The following is a 17,976-nucleotide window of genomic DNA, read 5'->3' as shown; positions in this document are numbered from 1 at the left end:
CCGCCACCCCCAGCGAGCTCCTCCTGCCGAAGGACCCGGCGCAGCCGCCGCAGCCCCACCGTGTCGGACCCTCCGATCGGCGAGAGGAGCAGATCGGCCACCCGCACCGGGTGGACGACGTGGCCCGGATCTCGTGCCACCGCGACGGCTTCCTCGAGCAGGAGGAGCATGGGCCGCACCGCGACCTCGTCGCGAACCGGCGTCTCCGAGGTGGCAGCAGTCACCGGCACGCCGGCCTGGGCAAGCGCGCGACGCAAGGTCGCCGCGCGAGCGCTGCCCCGGACGACCACCGCCATGTCCGTCCACGGCATGCCCTCGACGAGGTGGGCGCGTCGCAGGACCGCCGCGATGTGGCTCGTCTCCTGCGCGACGGAGCGAAGCAGCGCGACGTCCACGGGTGCGGTGGAACCGCATGCGGTGAACCTGCGCTGCTCACCACCGCCGAGCGCTCCGATCCGGCGGGTGACCCGATCGGCCACGGCGACGACGGCCTCGGGCAGCCGGTGCCCACGGTGGAGCACCACGGTCTCTCGACCAGCCCCTGGAGCCGCCGAGCCGAGATCCTCCCAGCCGCTCGCGAGGAAGCGCGGGTCGGCGCCGCGGAAGGTCTGGACCGCCGAGTCCGGGTCTCCGATGAGCACGATCCGTGTGCCACCGCGCGCGATGACTCGCAGGAGCCGCGCCGCCGCCGAGGTCATCTCCTGGGCGTCGTCGACGACGACGAACCGCAGGCTCTCATGCAGGCGCGCGAGCGCCGCGGGGACGTCCTCGAGCACGTCGGCAGCCGCGGTGAGCACCCAAGCAGGGTCATAGGACCCGTGCCTGCTGAGCGAGGTCACCTCGTCGTACTCGCGCAGCACCTGCGCCGCGGCCACCCACTCGGGTCGGTCGTGGTCGCGGCCGAGGTGGTGCAGGTCCTCCGGGGACTGGCCGTGCTCGACGGCGCGCATGAGGAGGTCGCGCAGCTCGTTGCGGAAGCCGCGAGTGGTCAGCGCGTCCCGGACACTGGCCGGCCACTCCGGGGCGGGGGCGTCTCCGGAAGCGTGGCCGGCGAGGAGGTCCCGGAGGATCGCGTCCTGCTCGGGGCCGTTGAGCAGCCGGGGTGCCGGGTCGCCGCGCAGCGCCGCCTCCGACCTGAGGATGCCGAAGCCGAGGGCCTGCCACGTGCGGGCGAGGGGCAGCGTCGAGGTGCCCCCGAGCCGGGCCGTCACCCGCTGTCGCAACACCCCAGCGGCGGTCCGCGTGGCGGCCACGGCGAGGCACTCGTCCGCGCGGACACCCGCCGCAACGGTGTGGACGACGAGCTCGACCGCCAGGGTCGACTTGCCGGTACCGGGACCGCCCAGGACACGCAGCACCCTGGCGCCCGAGTCGACCGCACGCTGCTGGGACTCATCGAGGCAGACCTCTCCGACGTGCTGCGCAGGTGCACGTCTGAGGATGACCACGACAGGATTCCATCACGAGGGACCGACATGCCCTGGACCACGTACCACGCGCCCCGCGGCGTGTCGTCAGGATGCAGCCGTATGCCGCTCAGCCCGCCTCGCGCGCGACGAACCGTGGGCTCGTCGCCGGCTCAGCGGCATACGGCATGAGGGTTTGGACGTCACCCGGCAACGAGCTCCACCTCGAAGCCCTCGGTGCTCTCAAGGTAGGCGGCGTAGTGGTCGGGCCCACCCGCGAAGGGGTGACGGTCGGGGAACATCAGCGTCCAGCCAGACTCGGCAGAGTCACCGACGACGGCGTCCACGTCCCCTCGTGAACCCGCATGGAAGGCGAGGTGGTTGAGTCCCGGGCGGACGCGGTCGTGCCGGCCCGGCGCCACGTCGGGACCGGACTCGATGACGATGTAGAGGGGCCCCAGCTCCCAGGCCTGCCCATGGCCCCAGTCGTCACCGAGGCGGTACCCGAGCCGGCCGAGCAGCCAGCCCCACTCGCGCTTGGCCGCGATGATGTCCCCGACCCAGAGCTCGACGTGGTGGAGCGCGCCTCGTGACCCATCGGCCCGGGGCGAGGCCGCGGGGATGGACCAGCGCGCCGTTGCCATGTCCGCGCGGCCTCCGTCGATCAGGCCACGGACCATCGGCGTGCCCTCGGCGCGCCAGTGCTCGATGGCGATGGCGTCGTGGCCCTGGGGCGGGCGGCCGTCCGCGCGGATGACGCGCCACCAGGGCACGTCAGAGCCGTAGCGGCTCATGACGGTGCCGACGTTCCGGGCGCCACCCTCGCCCAGCGCCCTGGCGATGTCGCCGTAGGCGACGACGCGCCCGGGAGGTATCTGCGCGACGACCTCGATGACCCGCTGCGCGTAGTCCTCCATCAGTACTCCGGTTGGCTCGGGTCGATCTCCCGCAGGTAGGCGATGACGCCGCCCGCAACGTTGGCCACGTCCGTGTAACCGGCTCGCATGGCGAGACGGGTCGCCTCGGCCGAGCGGCCACCGACCTTGCAGTGGATCAGCACCCGGCGGTCGCGGGGCAGATCATCCCAGGCCGTGCCGCTGCGGAAGCGGTCGAGGTGGATGGGCACGGCGCCGGGGATCGAGGCGATGGCCCGTTCCTCGGGGCCGCGGACGTCGACGAGCAGCGGCGGGTCGCTCGCGGCCAGCTCGTCGGCCAGCTGGCGGACGGAGACCTCTGGCACGGCCCCCTCGTCACCGGTCGGCGCCCCGGGAACCCCACAGAACTCGACGTAGTCGATCAGCTCGGTGATCGTCGGGTCGTCGCCGCACACCGGACAGGACGGGTCGGCCCGAACGGTCAGGGTGTCCCACGTCTGCCGGAAGGCGTCGTGGACGACGAGGCGTCCGGTCAGCGGCTCGCCGATCCCGAGCAGAAGCTTGATCGCCTCGGTGGACTGGACGGAACCAATTGCAGCACAAAGGACTCCGAAGACTCCGCCCTCGGCGCAGCTCGGGACGGTTCCCGGAGGCGGCGGCTCGGGGAAGACGCACCGATAGCACGGCCCGTGCCCCTTCCACCACACCGACACCTGGCCGTCGAAGCGCAGGATCGAGCCCCAGACGTGGGGCTTGCCCAACAGGACGCAGGCGTCGTTGACGAGGTAGCGCGTCGGGAAGTTGTCGGTGCCGTCGACGACGACGTCGTAGTCACGGATGACGTCGAGGGCGTTGCTCGACTCGAGCGTCACGTCGTGGCGGATGACCTCGACGTGTGGGTTGACGCGATGGACGGCGGACTCGGCGGACTCGGTCTTGAGCCGGCCGAGGTCGGCGTCCGAGTGGATCACCTGGCGGTGCAGGTTCGTCAGCTCGACGACATCCGCGTCGACCACTCCGATCGTCCCGACCCCGGCCGCGGCGAGGTAGAGCAGCGCGGGCGAGCCGAGGCCACCGGCGCCGACGACGAGCACCTTCGCGGCGGAGAGTCGCTCCTGGCCCTCGCGGCCCACACCCGGGATGAGCACGTGCCTGGCGTAGCGGGTGACCTCCTCCCCGGACAGCGGTCGACCCGTCCTGACCAGTGGTTCGAACGGCATGCCACAACGGTACTGGTCGGTATGGTGAGAACGACATCGTCGTCCGACCGGCGCCGGCCGGCGCCGCGGAGGGCCCGATGACCGAGTTGAAGCAAGAGGTTCCATGTCCGACGACACCCCGATCGCGCAGCGCCCGATGCCACCCGCCGTGCAGCCTTCCGTCCAGCGCGGGCAGCGACTGCCACGTTCCGAGCGTCGTGCCCAGCTGCTCGACGCGGCCCTCGGCGTCTTCGTCGAGAACGGGTACCACCAGGCCGCGATGGACGACATCGCCGCTCGCGCGGGTGTCTCCAAGCCGGTTCTCTACCAGCACTTCCCGGGCAAGCTCGAGCTCTACCTCGCGCTCGTCGACCAGCACTCGAGCGAGCTGGAGAAGCTCGTCCGCGACGCGCTGGCCCTGAAGGACAACAAGGCGCGGATCAACACGATGGTCAACGCGTACTTCGACTTCGTCGCCCAGGAGGGCGCGGCCTTCCGCCTCATCTTCGAGTCGGACCTCGCCAACGAGCCCGAGGTCCGCAAGCGGCTCGACCAGGTCGACCTCACGTGCGCGGAGGCCATGGCCGACATCATCCGGGCCGAGACGTCGATGGACCACGACGAGGCGGTCCTCGTCGGAGTGGGGCTCGTCGGGCTGGCACAGACCTCGGCGCGGCACTGGCTCGACCACGTCGACACCATCACCAAGGAGACCGCGATCCGGATCACGAGTGGGCTGATCCGCCGCGGCTTCGGCGCGTTCCCCGCGGTCGGCAAGGGCGGCAAGGCGGGGCGGGAATCGGTCGGATCGACCGCTGGTTAAGGTGAGCGAGAGGGACGACCCGATCTGATCGACCCCGGGCGACACCGGGCGATCCGGATCGCCCCCGCCAGACGACGAGAAAGAGGTTTGACCGTGGAGGTCCGCATCGGCGTGCAGCACGTGGCGCGCGAGATCACCTTCGAGACGACGCTGACCGCCGACGAGCTCGTCGCTGCGGTCAGGGACGCCCGCTCGGCCGAGATGCTCGAGCTGACCGATGACAAGGGCGGGCGGATCATCGTGCCGAGCGCCTCGATCGGCTACGTGACGACGGGAGCTGAGAAGAAGACCGGGGTTGGCTTCGGCGTCCACTGAGGGCGCGTTCCCGGCGGCTTTGCTGGTCCTGTCACCTGGAGGCAGCAGGCCCGATACTCGACCGCAACCGAAACGAACCCGAATTGTTCTCTTTCAATACGGAATGAGGACGGCGTGGTTCGTGCCGCGACTGTGGGTACATGGTTGAGTGGGGACGGACCGGGACGGCCGGTCCGCCAACGCCCATGGTGGGCTTGTTAGGAGGAGCTGCATGCTTGGGGCAATCATTGGAGCCATCGTCGCTGGCTTGGTCATCGGCGCCTTGGGACGACTCATCCTCCCGGGCAAACAAAACATCTCGATCCTCATGACCATCGTCATCGGCATAGTCGCCTCTCTCGCCGCTACGTTCATCCTCGGTTCCATCTTCGGATACGAGAATGAGAACGGCGGAGTGCAGTGGTGGTACTGGATCGTCGGTGCCATCCTCGCCGCGCTCGGCATCATGCTTTACGGTCGGATGTCCCGGCGGCCTGTCTAGGTACAGACCCTGGTCTGTACTGGGGTTCACTGAGGACCCGGCCTTGCAGGCCGGGTCCTCGGTTTTTCGTGGCACAGCAATCCGGCTGACGAACGGTTCGGGGACTGTGGGTCGAGGACTCAGGCGGAGAGCCCGAGCCGCTCCATGCGTTTGGTGTGTTTGTCGGTCAGACGGACGAACATCCGGCCGAGCTCGGCGAGGTCCGCGCCGCCGCTGCCCGGGGCCCCGACCAGCAGACCGCCCAGCGCATCCCGCTCAAAGCCGACGCGCTGGGCCTGCGTGATCGCCTCACCGACGAGTCGGCGTCCCCACAGCGCGAGACGTCCGGCCACCCTGCCGTCCTCGTTGATGGCCTGGCGGACTGCCGAGACCGCGAACTCCGCCTGGCCCTGGTCCTCGAGCACGGCAAGGACCAAGGCCCTGGTGTCCTCGTCGACGTACTGGGCGATCTCCCGGTAGAAGTCCTGGGCGATGCCTTCCCCGACGTACGCCTTGACCAAACCCTCGAGCCAGTCGTTCGCGGCGGTGCGCTCGTGGAAGGCATCGACTGCCTCGACGAACGGCTGCATGGCCTCCTGGGAATCGGCACCGAGAGCATCGAGTCGCTCGCTGAGCAGCCTGAAGTTGCGCAGCTCGTGAGCCGCGAGGATCGCAATTGCGGACTTGTGGCCCAGCGTCGGCGCGAGCTCGGCGTCCTTGGCCAGCTGGGAGAACGCCCTCAGCTCGCCGTAGGCCAGCGCACCCAGGAGGTCGACCACGGCCGCCCGGTACGCGGGGTCGGTCAGGTCGCGGTCTGGTTGCGCCTGTTGGCGCTTGCCCTCGGCGTCGCTCACGGGAGCCAATGTAGTGAACCCGATCCCTCCGCGGGACCGGGTGTCCGCTGGAAGCGGACCGTCGGCCCCGCATCTACCGGTAGACTGACCGGGACCATGCGGTGCCCGGTCGGCTCGATGACCATCTCAGAACTCACTCCCCGATCGGCCCGGAGTACGACTCCTGCACTGAGCTCCCGCATTCGCGTGTGGTGCTCGTGCCGATCGAAAGACAGTGATGACCCAGTCCAGCGACACCTCGCACCCGCCTGCCCAAGAGCTCACGTTCCGGGACTTCGACGTCCACGCCGACATCATCTCGGCCCTCGCCGAGGTCGGGATCACCCATCCGTTTCCCATCCAGGCGATGACCCTGCCCGTGGCCCTGGCCGGCCACGACATCATCGGGCAGGCGAAGACCGGGACCGGGAAGACCCTCGGCTTCGGCGTCCCCATGCTCGACAGCATCGTCGCGCCCGACGACGAGGGGTACGAGGCGCTGACCCGCCCCGGGAAGCCCCAGGCGCTGGTCGTCGCCCCGACGCGCGAGCTGGCCGTCCAGGTGGCCGGTGACCTCGAGCGCGCGGGGAGGAACCGTGGCATCCGGGTGCTCACCGTCTACGGCGGTCGAGCCTACGAGCCGCAGGTGGAGGCTCTCCAGCGCGGGGTGGAGGTTGTCGTCGGCACCCCGGGGCGGCTCATCGACCTGTCGAAGCAGGGCCGACTCGATCTGTCCCAGGCCAAGGTCGTCGTCCTCGACGAGGCCGACGAGATGCTCGACCTCGGCTTCCTCCCCGACGTCGAGACGCTGATGGCGCTCACGCCGTCCTCCCGTCAGACCATGCTCTTCTCGGCGACGATGCCCGGAGCGATCGTGGCGCTGGCCCGTCGCTACATGACCCAGCCGACCCACATCCGCGCCATGGGCGACGGGACGGAGAACGCCCACACGGTCAAGGCCGTCGAGCAGTTCGTCTTCCGGGCCCACGCCCTCGACAAGGTGGAGATGCTGGCCCGGATCCTGCAGTCCAAGGACCGTGGACTCACGATCATCTTCAGCCGGACCAAACGGACGGCCGCGAAGGTCGCCGAGGACCTCGTCGACCGGGGCTTCGCCGCTGCCGCCATCCATGGCGACCTCGGCCAGGGAGCACGCGAGCAGGCGCTCCGAGCCTTCCGCAAGGGCAAGGTGGACATCCTCGTCGCCACCGACGTCGCCGCGCGGGGCATCGACGTCGAGAACGTCACCCACGTCATCAACTTCCAGTGCCCGGAGGACGAGAAGACCTACCTGCACCGCATCGGCCGCACGGCCCGGGCCGGCAACACCGGCATTGCGGTCACGTTCGTCGACTGGGACGACCTGCACCGCTGGGCGCTGATCAACAAGGCGCTCGATCTCGGCATCCCCGAGCCGGAGGAGACCTACTCCAGTTCCGAGCACCTCTACGCCGACCTGGACATCCCGGCCGACGCCAAGGGCTTCCTCCGCAAGTCGGAGCAGACCCGCGCCGGCCTCGACGCCGAGGAGATCGAGGACCTCGGCGAGACCGGTGGGCGTCGTGGCAAGGGCGGGTCCGCGGACCGGGGCGCACGACGGCAGCCGGGGACGGGTGGCCGCGAGGCCTCGGGTGACGCCAGAAGCGAAGGGGAGAGCCGTCCCAAACGAGCTCGCAACCGCCGCCGCACCCGAGGAGCCGGGGCCGCCGTGGCCGGCGCCGGCGCTGCAAGCGACGCAACCGACTCCACCGACACCGCACCGACGAGCGCGGATTCCGCCGCCGGTGAGCGATCGTCCCGCCCCCGGGAGCGCCGTCGTCGGCGTGGCTCGGCGCAAGGCGAGTCCGCGGCGGCATTGACGACCGCCGACTGACCCGCACATCACACCCGCTTGTCGCGTGCCGAGACCTGCCCCAGCAGGAGCAAGCAGTCGACAGGCGGGTGTGTTGCGTCAGGTCCCGGAACCTGTCCACGTCGGCGATGGTCGGACGAGACCTACGCCGTCGGCCGGCACCGTCACAGCTGGGCGAGGACCTTCTCGGCAACCTCGCGGTACGCCTGCGCGCCCTTGGACGTCCGTGCCGTTGAGAGGATCGACCGCCCGACTGCCGGCGCCTCCGCGAACCGGATCGTCCTCGGGATCGGCGGTTCGAGGACCGGCACGCCGTAGCGCGCCCCCACGTCGGCCAGCACCTCCCGGACGTGCCGGCTCCGTCCGTCATGGAGCGTCGGGAGGATGCCGAGCACCTCGAGGTCCGGGTTGAGGATCCGCTGGACGTCCGCCACGGTGTCGAGCAGCTGACCTACTCCACGGTGGCTCAACATCTCGGCCGGCATGGGCACGATGAGCGCGTCTGCCGCCGTCAGCGCGTTGAGCGTCAGGACGCCGAGGCTGGGTGAGCAGTCGATGAGGACGATGTCGTATGCCGCTGGGCCGGCGTCGCCAGCCTCGGCGCCACCTTCCAGCGCGGTGCGCAAGACGTACTCGCGGCCCGGTCGTGGCATCAGCATGGCCTCGGCGCCGGCCAGGTCGATCGTCGACGGGACGAGGTCGACTCCCTCGTCGCAGCGCAGGACGGCGTCGGCGATCGAGGCTCCCTGGGTCAGCACCTCGTGGATGGACGTCTCCACCGTGTCCGGATCGATCCCGAGGGAGAAGGTGAGGCAGGCCTGCGGATCGAGGTCGATGAGAAGCACTCGCCTGCCCAGCTCGACGAAGGCGGCGCCGAGGCTCGCGACCGAGGTCGTCTTGGCGACGCCTCCCTTCTGGTTGGCCAGGGCGAGGATCGTGGGGCGACGGTCTCCCGTCTTGGGGCGGACCATGGCGCCAGTGTGTCAGGTCGGCCGGGTCAGAAGGCGGAGATCGTGCGTGGCGCCCGCTCCGACCGAGTCAGGGCGGACACGACGTTGCCCTGGCCGTGCTTCTTCATCGCGAGGCGGGTGAGCAGGCCCAGCACCGGGTCGAGCACGGCACGCGACAGCGGAGGAGCGGTGAAGCCAACGCTGGCCGCGACGTCCTCGCCGTGCACGACGATCTCGAGCAGCCGCCCGGTCAGGAAGTCGTCGCGAAGGAGGGACCACCCCGTCCACGGGATGAGCACGGCCCGGTCGGCCGACTGGCTGGCAAGAACCGACGGCAGCTCTGCGCGCGCTCGGACGACCGCGGCCAGGACTGCGGCATGACCATCCGAGGCGTCGCGCTCGCCCCCCTGACGAATCCCGGTGTTGACCTCGGCGTCGTGCCCCGCGCTGACCCAGGCCGAGCGGTGATAATGCTCGTCGACGGCGATCGGGTCCGCTCCCGGCTCGGCCTGCAGCAGCCGCAGCACCGTCGGCAGCTGTCCGGCGAAGTGCGCCACCAGACCACCGACCGACCAGTCTGCGAGCGCGCTGGGCTCACGCCACGCCTTGCTGACGTCGTCACGGGCCACGATCGCGATGACGTGGTCGGCCCCCTCCACGAAGGCGGAACGTAGGTCACTCACGGTCAACCTCCGATGCTCTCGACAGTGCTCCGCAGTCCCGGCGGGTCCACCGCCTCGAGGCCGGCCCAGTCCGGCTTCTCCGGACCCATCTGCTGGCCCTCGCGGCAGTGGGCGCGGAAGTCGCACCAGGTGCAGAGCGGCGACGGTCGCGGTGGGAAGGACGGCGACTCGACCCCTCGCTCGGCGAAGTCGGCGTCGACTCCGCGAAGGTCGCCCGCGATGGACTCTGCCTCGGCGATCTTGCGCTCCAGCGACTCAGGCGAGTGCTCGTGCGCCACGACCGTGCGGGTCGGCACGTGGTGCAGCTCGACTCGGACGCAGGGCCGTCGGAAGACACGCGCGGCACCGGCGGCGTAGAGCGCGAGCGGCAGGGAGGTCCGGGCGTCGTCGTCGGTGGGCACTTGGCGACCGGTCTTGTAGTCGACGACCACGAGCGTGCCGTCGCGGTCGTCGAGCCGGTCGACCCGCCCGGTCACCGCGATGGAGTCCGTCCTGAGCGCGACCCCGCGCTCGAGGCCGAGCGGCTGCCGGCGTCGGTCGACTTCGCGCAGGTAGTCGACCACGGACTCGCTGACCCGCACTCGCCACGAAGCGGACTGCTCGGGATCACGGAAGCCGACGTCGATCCACGAGGCCCGGACGAGCTCGGCCACACCGTCCGGCGTGCGGCGTGACTGCGGCAGGTCCCAGAAGTCGCGGAGCACGTTGTGGGTCGCGATCCCGACCGAGGTGTGGGCCCGTTGCGGTCGCCCCTCTGGTTTGGGCCGATCGAGGTACTGCATCCGGTAACGCCGGGGGCAGTCGAGCCAGGCCAGCAACTTCGAGGGCGACGCGGGGTAGAGCGGGGTCGGCATGCCCTCGAAGGTGCCCTGCTCCCCCGTCACCGCAGCGTTGGCCGGCGCTGGCGTGCGCTCCGTGGTCTGCCCGGTCGTCCCCGTCACCCCAGCCACCCTAGGCCTCACCGGTGACACAGTGACGCACCGAGGCGGCCACCACCCGCACGGCGGTGGCCGAGCGCAGGGCCGCGATCCTGCTCACGGCCGCACCACCGGCGTCGCCCCGCTTGCCTGGGCCTCGATGGTGGCGAACACCTCGGTGGTCGTCGTGTACTCGGCCAGCCGGTTGCGCTTGCCCGCGCCGTGGTAGTCGCTGGCACCCGTCACGAGCAGGTCCAGCCGGCCGGCGAGCGTCAGCGCGCGCTCGACCTCGGAAGGCCCGTGGTCGCGGTGGAAGGCTTCGAGACCAGCGAGCCCAGCGGCATACATCTGCTCGACGAGCGCGTCGGTGACCGTCTCTCCCCGTGTCCTGGTGAACGGGTGCGCGAGGACTGGCACACCGCCTGCTCCGCGGACCAGCTCGCACGCGCGCACCGGGTGGGGCGAGTAGTGCTTGACGTAGTACGGCGACTCGTTGGTCAGCCACTCGCGGAAGGCCTCGTCCCGGTGCCGGATCGTCCCGTTGGCGATGAGCGCGTCCGCGATGTGCGGGCGGCCCGGCGTCGCGCCCGGAGCGACCTGGGCGAGGACCTCTGCGTAGGTGATCGGGATCCCGTCGTCCGCCATGAGGGCGACCATGCGCTCCAGCCGCTTGGCGCGCGACTCTCGGGCCTTCGTGAGCTCGCCCATGAGGTCCACGTCGTCCGGGTCCGTCAGGTAGCCGAGGAGATGGATCGACGCGTGGTGCCAGGTCGTCGAGATCTCGATGCCGCGCACGAGGACGAGGCCGTGGTGGCGCGCAGCCGCCTCGGCTTCCGGCCAACCGGCCACGGTGTCGTGGTCGGTGATCGCGAGGACGTCGACACCCGCCTCCCGTGCCGCGACGACCAGCTCCGTGGGGGTGTCGGTGCCGTCGCTCGCCGTCGAGTGCGTGTGCAGGTCGATGACGGGTTCGGCGGCGGTCACGGAGGCCAGCCTATGGGCGCAGCCCCGTCGGCCACCCGATGCCCGCAACACACCGGGTACCTCGCAACGCACCGTGATCGGATCCCGGTGCGTTGCGAGGTACCCGGTGTGTTGCGGAGCAAGGTACTGCGTCGGTGCGGGCAGGGTACTGCCGGTGCGGAGCATGGCTCGGCGGCGTGCGGTCCGGGCGTCAGGCGCTCGGGCGTTCATCGTCGGCTTGCGGTCGCTTCACCTGGACTCGCGCCCGCCTGATCCGGGCACCGATGAGTCCGGGACGGGCGAGCTCGTCCCAGACGATGCGTTCGACCGGGTGGCCTTCACGCCTGATGGCGTCCTCTCGACGCTTCTCCAACCACACGACCTGGCCAGGATCTGCGACCGTCCCATCGTCCTCGTCGCGGGCGCGACCGTACTTCGTGCGTCCATCGAACTCCACGACGACGCCTTCGACGAGGAAGTCGACCCGGGCGACGAATGCCCCCGCCTGGCCCGTGATGACGACCTGACTCTCATGCGCGAGCCCCAGATCGACAAAGATGAGGCGCGTTCGGGACTCGCCGACCGATTCTGCCTTCCTGTCCATGGCCAGGACCGCCTCGAGCGCCCGAGTCCTGCCTTGGTGCGGCGTCACCCGCGCCACCTCCGCGAGCAGCTCCTCAAGGGTGACGAGCCGCCGATGAAGTGCGGCATCGCCGGCGACCACAGCGCAGTCACGGCCCATGGTCAATGCCGTCCGCACGATTGCTCGAGCCGGCGATACGACTCGCAGGCCGTCCACGACGATGGTGTCCACCTGCTCATCGGGGTGGAGCCAGGTGCTGCCCCTCCGCACGCCTTGACGCACAGCGGTGACCAGGTCGACACGCGTCGGATCATGGCCCCACAGCGGCAGGCCGAGGAGCGCCAGGGCGGCGTGATGGCTCAACGCGTCGTCGGGCCGTGTCCGGGCGATCGCGCAACAGGCGAGGCGGTACCGCTCCTCGGCTGCCGCAGCAGCCCAGACGACCGCAGTCACGTACGCACGCCGACGAACCGGGACGAGCTCCCGCGAGCCCACGGCCCGATGCAGCTCGGCGGAGGTGAGCCCAACTGCCAGTGCCTCTGCAGCGGAGAACGTGCCGCCCTGCGTTCCCGCCAGCGCCTGAAGTCGTCTGTCCACGGGGGCGAGCCCAGCGGCATACGGCATCGCGCTGGAGCACCCAGCCACGCAGCTGTGGACGGTGAGCTGCTCAACCGACCGGATGTGGACCGAGCAACACACCGGGTACCTCACAACCCACCGGGCTCGGTTGCCGGTGCGTTGTGAGGTACCCGGTGTGTTGCGGAGGAAGGCGCCGGAAGCGGGAAGCGCGCGGCGCCGGGAGGGCGGGCGGCCGGTCAGGCGTCCTGGCCCGGCGTCGACCCCGGCCAGTTCTTGTCCGCCTCGGGCACCGGCCGCCCCGGCTGCTCGCCACCGCGGGCGTCGAGGTAGTTCTCCTTCGGCACCATGACCTTGCGGCGGAAGATGCACACGACCTTGCCGTCCTGGTTGTAGCCGATCGTCTCGACGTGCACGACCCCGCGGTCGTCCTTCGACGTCGACTCCCACTTGTCGAGCACCGTCGTCTCGCCGTAGATCGTGTCACCGTGGAACGTCGGCGCGACGTGGCGCAGCGACTCGATCTCGAGGTTGGCGATCGCCTTGCCGGACACGTCAGGCACGGACATGCCGAGCAGGAGGGAGTAGACGTAGTTGCCCACGACCACGTTGCGGCCGAACTGGGTCGTCTCCCCCGCGTAGTTCGCGTCCAGGTGCAGCGGGTGGTGGTTCATCGTCAGCAGGCAGAACAGGTGGTCGTCGTACTCGGTGACCGTCTTGCCTGGCCAGTGCTTGTACACCGCACCGACCTCGAACTCCTCGTAGCTGCGACCGAACTGCATGCCGTCCTCCTGAGACCCACCACGCGCGAAAGCGAACGGTGACCAGCCTGCCGGACCCAGCGGCATACAGACATGGCCGTATGCCGTGTGCTTCCTCACGCTGCCCGACCGCTCACCGGGTGGGCGGAGCTCCCGAGTCCACCCTCGGCAGCTCCCCGGTGTCGGACAGGAGCGGCACGATGACCGCCGCCGAGGCGGTCGGGTCGGACGGCAGACGCGTGCCCACGGCCCGGCCGATCACGATGCCGTGCCGCCGGGCGAGGAGCAGCGCAGCGAGGTAGGTGCCGAGCGAGACGCCCGCCGCGAGTCCCAACCCCAGCCCGAACGCCTCGGCCAGAATGGGCAGCCCGGCGGAGAAGCCCAACCCGTCCGGCTGGGTGACGATGAGCGAGATGCCCTCATAGGCCTTGCGACCCGGGAGGAGCGGCACGATGGCGGCGGTCGTGACGGCGAGTGCCGAGATCCGCGCCCGGCGTGCGAGGAGCCGGGCGACGAAGCCGATGACGAGCGCGGCGAGCGCCGACGACGTCACAGCACCGGCCTCGGCCCGTTCCGCGACGGCGACGATCACCCAGCCGAGCGCAGCCGCTGCTCCGGCGGCCGCCACGGCACGTCCGGTGGAGTACGACGACACGCCGAACGCGACAGCGATGACCACCGCGCAGGCGACCTGGACGAGGACGTTCTCGCCGAGCAGGGTGCGGGAGCTGATGGCGATCGGGTAGCCGAGCCGCTGTCCGACCGCAAGCACGACCGAGATGCCCACGGCGATGCCGAGCGAGAGGACGACGACCTCGAACGCCCGTGCTCCGGCCGTGACGTAGTAGCCCTCGAGGTCGTCCTCCCCCGCGCCGACGATCGAGAGTCCCGACAGCAGCAGCACGATGCCCGACGCCACGACGAGTGAAGGCGACACGTCGCCGAAGAAGGTGACGCCCGCCGACTGGCCCACCACGACGAGGGTCGCCACAATGGTCGGGATCGCGGCGCCGATGCACTGGGAGAAGAAGGACGCCACCCCCACCTTGCCCAGCCACTGGTTGACGCGGGTCACCAAGGCGGCCGTGAGGAAGCTCAGGACGACGATGAACCATCCTCCGCCGAGCAGCCCGGCAGCGCCGGCGGCGAGTGTCGCGCCGGCCACGGTGACGACCCATCGCCGGTACGGGTGCGGCGCGGTGAGGACCGCGTCGAAGCGGACCCGCGCGTCCGCGATGTCCAGGGGGTCACGGCTGAGCGCGACGACGAGGGCGCGCAGTCGCTCCAGCCGCGTGTAGTCCTGGACGCGGAAGCGGACGATCCGCATCACGGTCATCGGGTCCGCGTCCGGTCCACGATGGTAGGAGACGGTCACGGAGGTGTAGGTGACGTCCACGTGGACGCTGGCCAGGCCGTAGGCCCGGGTCAGCATGAGGACCGTGGCGGTGACGTCAGCCGCCGCCGCACCGGTCGAGAGCATCGCAACGCCCGCGCGCATCGCGAGATCGATCACCGCCTGGGCGGTCTGGCGGCCCACGCCGTCCGGTGAGCTCCAGAGCGCGATCTCGTCGGTCGGCGGCCCGCTCGGACGGAGCGCCCTTCGGGTGCTCGCCCGCAGGGATGGGAGCGCGGGCAGCGAGGGAGGCCTGGCGTTCGGCCGGCGTGGTCGGTCGCGGGGAGGCACACGGAGACTGTATTGCCGGACCGGCCGGCTATTGGGTTTCTGCCCGGGCGCCGTGGCGTGGAAGCATGGACCGGTGATGAGCGAAGAGCAGAAGAAGAGCGCCAGCCGCGCCCGGCCGACCACTGACGAGTTCCGGGCGTTCGTCGCCTCCGGGTGGGCTCCCCGCTCCACCGACCTTCCCGCGCGCTCAGAGGTGGCACCGTATGCCGCTGAGCGCCGTGCCGCTGTCAGCGCGGCCTTCCCGGGTCAGCGCCTCGTCATGCCGGCCGGCGGGCTCAAGGTCCGCAGCAACGACACCGACTACGTCTTCCGGCCGCACAGCGCCTTCGCCCACCTGACCGGCCTGGGCAGCGATCGCGAGGCTGATGCCGTCCTCGTCCTCGAGCCGATGGGCGACTCCGCCGACGGCGGCACGCCGGGTCACGACGGCGACGTCGGCGGCGACGGCGGCTCGCCGGGTCACGAGGCGATCCTCTACTTTCGTCCACTCGCCGGTCGCGACTCCGACGAGTTCTTCGGGGACTCTCGCTACGGGGAGTTCTGGGTCGGGGCACGGCCCACCATCGAGGACCTCGAGGCCGAGCTCGGCATCACGGCGCGGCACATCGACGAGTTCGCCGACGCCGTGGCCAAGGATGCCGGGCAGCTGCCCATCCGGGTCGTGCGCGAGGCCGATGCCGCGGTCGCGGCCGCTGTGGACAAGGCGCGCGCGGAGGCGGCTGACGCCGTGGGAGCGGCCATGGGCGAGCAGCGCCTGGAAGCCGAGCACGAGGCGGACGACGAGCTGTCGTCGTTCCTCTCCCACCTGCGGATGATCAAGGACGAGTGGGAGATCGACGAGATGCGCTCGGCGATCGAGGGGACGCACCGCGGATTCGAGGCCGTCATCGCCGACCTGCCCGAGGCAATCCGTCGGGGCCGCGGCGAGCGCTGGGTCGAGGGCGTCTTCGGCCTGTATGCGCGGCACCACGGCAACGGCATCGGCTACGACTCGATCTGCGCGAGCGGTGACCACGCCAACACCCTGCACTGGATCAAGAACACGGGCGACATCAGGGAGGGCGACCTGCTCCTGCTCGATGCCGGCGTCGAGGTCGACTCGCTCTTCACCGCCGACATCACCCGGACGCTCCCGGTGAGCGGCACCTTCAGCGAGGCGCAGCGCCGGATCTACGACGCGGTCTACGCCGCGCAGGAGGCCGGGATTGCCGCGTGCAAGCCGGGCAACCGGTTCAGCGACATCCACGACGCCGCCATCCGGGTCATCGCGGAGCACCTCCACGAGTGGGGACTGCTGCCCGAGGGCATCGACGTCGAGGCCACGCTCGACAAGGAGCACGGCCAGTACCACCGCCGCTGGATGGTGCACGGCACGAGCCACCACCTCGGCCTCGACGTCCACGACTGCGCGCTCGCCACGCGCGAGCAGTACACCGACGCGCAGCTCAAGCCGGGGATGATCCTCACCGTCGAGCCCGGCCTGTACTTCAAGGCCGACGACCTGCTCGCCCCGCCGGAGTTCCGCGGCAACGGCGTCCGGATCGAGGACGACGTTCTCATCACCGAGGACGGCTGCGAGAACCTCTCGGCCGCGATGCCGCGCACGGCGGATGACGTCGAGGCCTGGATCGCCCGGATCTGGTCAGGGCGCGGCTGACCCGCTGCGGCGGCCGCGTCCGTCAGGGCACCGTCGTGACGGTCACGTCCGGTGGGTAGGGGTTCTGGTCGCGTGGAGCCACCGGCGGGACTGGCGTGCCGGGGTCACCTGGCTGGTCGGAGCCACCCGAGCCAGGAGAGCCGCCGGAGCCGATGGAACCGTCGGACGAAACCGGCTGATCCGGATCGGGTCCCGGGATCGGCGGGCTCCACTGCTCGACGAGGTCGATGACGGAGCCGGCGTCCTCCGCGGCCAGCCCGCTGCTGTAGGCCTGTGGTGTGCACGCCGGGGAGACGTTGACCCAGACGGCGGGCCCTTCCGCATAGTCGAGCACGAGCCGAAACTGCTGCGAGTAGTCGTCACCGGTGCTGGAGCAGCCGGAGTCGCTCACCCTGGCGGTGAGACTGCGCAGCGCGGCCACCACCTCACGACTCCGCTCGGCGGACAGCTGGAGCGCCTGCTGGGTTCCATCAGCGCGATTGCGGCAGACGGTGACTCGCGGATCCCCTTCGGGCGCAATGGACAGGTGGTCGCCGAGCCGACCGAAGCCCCAGCCGGCGCAGGCTCCCGTCAGGGCTGGGTCGCGACCATTCTGGTCCCCGAACACCGCCCCCAAGCGGGACCCCAGCGCAGCGGACGACACGAAGTCGCCGTTCGTCGAGTTCGAGCACCCGTTGGGATCTGCCTTGGCCGCAACCCAGACGATCGCATCCGGAGAGCGCGACCCGATGAGGTGCACGGTCTCGTCTCCGCCCATGGCGGTGCACGCCTTCGAGCGCAGGTTGTCCAGCGGCGCCCACGTGAGCAGCTCGACCATCTCTGACCGCTCGCCGGGGGACAGCACCGTGCGCGTCTCGAGCCGGAAGGGCGACGACAGCGAGCCGTGCTCCAGGTCGAGGACCGGATAGCTGCACACGACGAGCGACTCCGGCTGCCGATCGGGAAGCAGGCGGGCGTTCCCATCGACGCCCTGCGGCGGCTCGGGCACCGTCATCCCCTGGTGGTCGCTGATCGTCGCCGGGCACTCGAGCGCACCATCAGCGGCGACGGGCTGGGCGGTCACGGTGCGCATCGGCCCGACCGTCTGCCGGATTGTCCCGCCAGGGCCGGTGGCAGCAGGGTTTGCACAGGCGGCGAGCACCGCTGCGGCAACGAGACCACCCATGACGGTGACGAGGTGGCGTGACGGCGTTGGCATGGCGGACCTCCGGGCTCGATGCTCACCGACGAAGACCCTTGGCGCGACCGGAACGTTGCATCCAACGCAGCACACCCGTCCACCGACTGCCACGCCGAGCTGCAGCAGGTTGCGACCAAGCCACGAGCGGGTGTGTTGGGGTGTCCGGAGCGGGCGGGCTGGGACCGGGCTGGCCTGCGCGAGCGGGCTCAGCGGCATACGGCCACCGGATGGAACCAGCCCTGCTGGGACTCAGCCGTCC

17 protein-coding genes are annotated in these 17,976 nt (G+C 70.6%); 5 read left to right on the top strand and 12 right to left on the bottom strand.

The genetic code is table 11. The annotated features are described in order from the left end of the window. From VJN29_RS17630 to moeB, 3 genes are all read right to left on the bottom strand, one after another. The coding region (locus VJN29_RS17630) for an ATP-dependent helicase (RefSeq protein WP_324144945.1) at window positions 1-1,448 on the bottom strand (1,448 nt) is incomplete at its 3' end. A 161-nt stretch (window positions 1,449-1,609) separates the two neighbouring features. Then, on the bottom strand, window positions 1,610-2,323 hold the full coding sequence (locus VJN29_RS17625) for an MGMT family protein (RefSeq protein ID WP_324144944.1): 714 nt from the start codon (window positions 2,321-2,323) through the stop codon (window positions 1,610-1,612). After that, complete coding sequence (gene moeB / locus VJN29_RS17620) at window positions 2,323-3,501, bottom strand: molybdopterin-synthase adenylyltransferase MoeB (protein ID WP_324144943.1); 1,179 nt, start codon at window positions 3,499-3,501, stop codon at window positions 2,323-2,325. The genes VJN29_RS17625 and moeB overlap by 1 nt, the downstream gene beginning before the upstream one ends. Window positions 3,502-3,604: 103 nt before the next feature. Here moeB and VJN29_RS17615 point away from each other — a divergent pair, with 103 nt between their 5' ends. The 3 genes from VJN29_RS17615 to VJN29_RS17605 all read left to right on the top strand — a co-directional run bounded on the left by VJN29_RS17615 (window position 3,605) and on the right by VJN29_RS17605 (window position 5,099). Next, window positions 3,605-4,303, top strand: coding sequence for a TetR/AcrR family transcriptional regulator (locus VJN29_RS17615; RefSeq protein ID WP_324144942.1), 699 nt, complete (start codon window positions 3,605-3,607; stop codon window positions 4,301-4,303). Between the two features lie 93 nt (window positions 4,304-4,396). Next, complete coding sequence (locus tag VJN29_RS17610; RefSeq protein WP_324144941.1) at window positions 4,397-4,618, top strand: DUF3107 domain-containing protein; 222 nt, start codon at window positions 4,397-4,399, stop codon at window positions 4,616-4,618. Window positions 4,619-4,829: 211 nt separating this feature from the next. Beyond that, window positions 4,830-5,099, top strand: coding sequence for a GlsB/YeaQ/YmgE family stress response membrane protein (locus VJN29_RS17605; protein ID WP_324144940.1), 270 nt, complete (start codon window positions 4,830-4,832; stop codon window positions 5,097-5,099). A gap of 119 nt (window positions 5,100-5,218) precedes the next feature. On the opposite strand, the gene VJN29_RS17600 is transcribed toward VJN29_RS17605, so the two are convergent. Further along, on the bottom strand, window positions 5,219-5,932 hold the full coding sequence (locus tag VJN29_RS17600; RefSeq protein WP_324144939.1) for a ferritin-like fold-containing protein: 714 nt from the start codon (window positions 5,930-5,932) through the stop codon (window positions 5,219-5,221). Window positions 5,933-6,149: 217 nt separating this feature from the next. Between VJN29_RS17600 and VJN29_RS17595 the strand changes: the two genes are divergently transcribed. Then, on the top strand, window positions 6,150-7,784 hold the full coding sequence (locus VJN29_RS17595) for a DEAD/DEAH box helicase (protein ID WP_324144938.1): 1,635 nt from the start codon (window positions 6,150-6,152) through the stop codon (window positions 7,782-7,784). 143 nt (window positions 7,785-7,927) lie between these two features. Here the strand turns inward: VJN29_RS17595 and VJN29_RS17590 are convergent, their stop codons facing one another. The 7 genes from VJN29_RS17590 to VJN29_RS17560 all read right to left on the bottom strand — a co-directional run bounded on the left by VJN29_RS17590 (window position 7,928) and on the right by VJN29_RS17560 (window position 14,880). Continuing rightward, on the bottom strand, window positions 7,928-8,734 hold the full coding sequence (locus VJN29_RS17590) for a ParA family protein (RefSeq protein WP_324144937.1): 807 nt from the start codon (window positions 8,732-8,734) through the stop codon (window positions 7,928-7,930). Between the two features lie 26 nt (window positions 8,735-8,760). Further along, the gene (locus VJN29_RS17585; protein ID WP_324144936.1) at window positions 8,761-9,396 is read right to left on the bottom strand and encodes a maleylpyruvate isomerase N-terminal domain-containing protein; all 636 of its coding nucleotides are present in this window, start codon (window positions 9,394-9,396) and stop codon (window positions 8,761-8,763) included. 2 nt (window positions 9,397-9,398) lie between these two features. Further along, entirely contained in the window at window positions 9,399-10,337 is a 939-nt protein-coding gene (locus tag VJN29_RS17580; RefSeq protein WP_324144935.1) for a PD-(D/E)XK nuclease family protein, read from the bottom strand. 93 nt (window positions 10,338-10,430) lie between these two features. After that, a complete protein-coding gene (locus VJN29_RS17575; RefSeq protein WP_324144934.1) occupies window positions 10,431-11,297 on the bottom strand; it encodes a PHP domain-containing protein in 867 nt (288 codons plus the stop codon). Window positions 11,298-11,487: 190 nt separating this feature from the next. Beyond that, complete coding sequence (locus VJN29_RS17570; RefSeq protein ID WP_324144933.1) at window positions 11,488-12,456, bottom strand: hypothetical protein; 969 nt, start codon at window positions 12,454-12,456, stop codon at window positions 11,488-11,490. A gap of 218 nt (window positions 12,457-12,674) precedes the next feature. Next, entirely contained in the window at window positions 12,675-13,217 is a 543-nt protein-coding gene (locus VJN29_RS17565; RefSeq protein WP_324144932.1) for a MaoC family dehydratase, read from the bottom strand. Between the two features lie 112 nt (window positions 13,218-13,329). After that, window positions 13,330-14,880, bottom strand: a complete 1,551-nt coding sequence (locus VJN29_RS17560; RefSeq protein ID WP_324144931.1) for a threonine/serine ThrE exporter family protein — start codon at window positions 14,878-14,880, stop codon at window positions 13,330-13,332. 76 nt (window positions 14,881-14,956) lie between these two features. Between VJN29_RS17560 and VJN29_RS17555 the strand changes: the two genes are divergently transcribed. Continuing rightward, window positions 14,957-16,537: an aminopeptidase P family protein gene (locus tag VJN29_RS17555; protein WP_324144930.1), complete on the top strand. Its 1,581-nt coding sequence runs from the start codon at window positions 14,957-14,959 to the stop codon at window positions 16,535-16,537. 22 nt (window positions 16,538-16,559) lie between these two features. Here the strand turns inward: VJN29_RS17555 and VJN29_RS17550 are convergent, their stop codons facing one another. Next, on the bottom strand, window positions 16,560-17,735 hold the full coding sequence (locus VJN29_RS17550; RefSeq protein ID WP_324144929.1) for a hypothetical protein: 1,176 nt from the start codon (window positions 17,733-17,735) through the stop codon (window positions 16,560-16,562). Window positions 17,736-17,976 lie beyond the last annotated feature (241 nt).

The organism is Intrasporangium sp. (assembly GCF_035280925.1).
Lineage (GTDB): Bacteria > Actinomycetota > Actinomycetes > Actinomycetales > Dermatophilaceae > Intrasporangium.
Note: the sequence above shows the minus strand (reverse complement) of the source record. Positions and strands in the feature narration are given on the sequence as shown.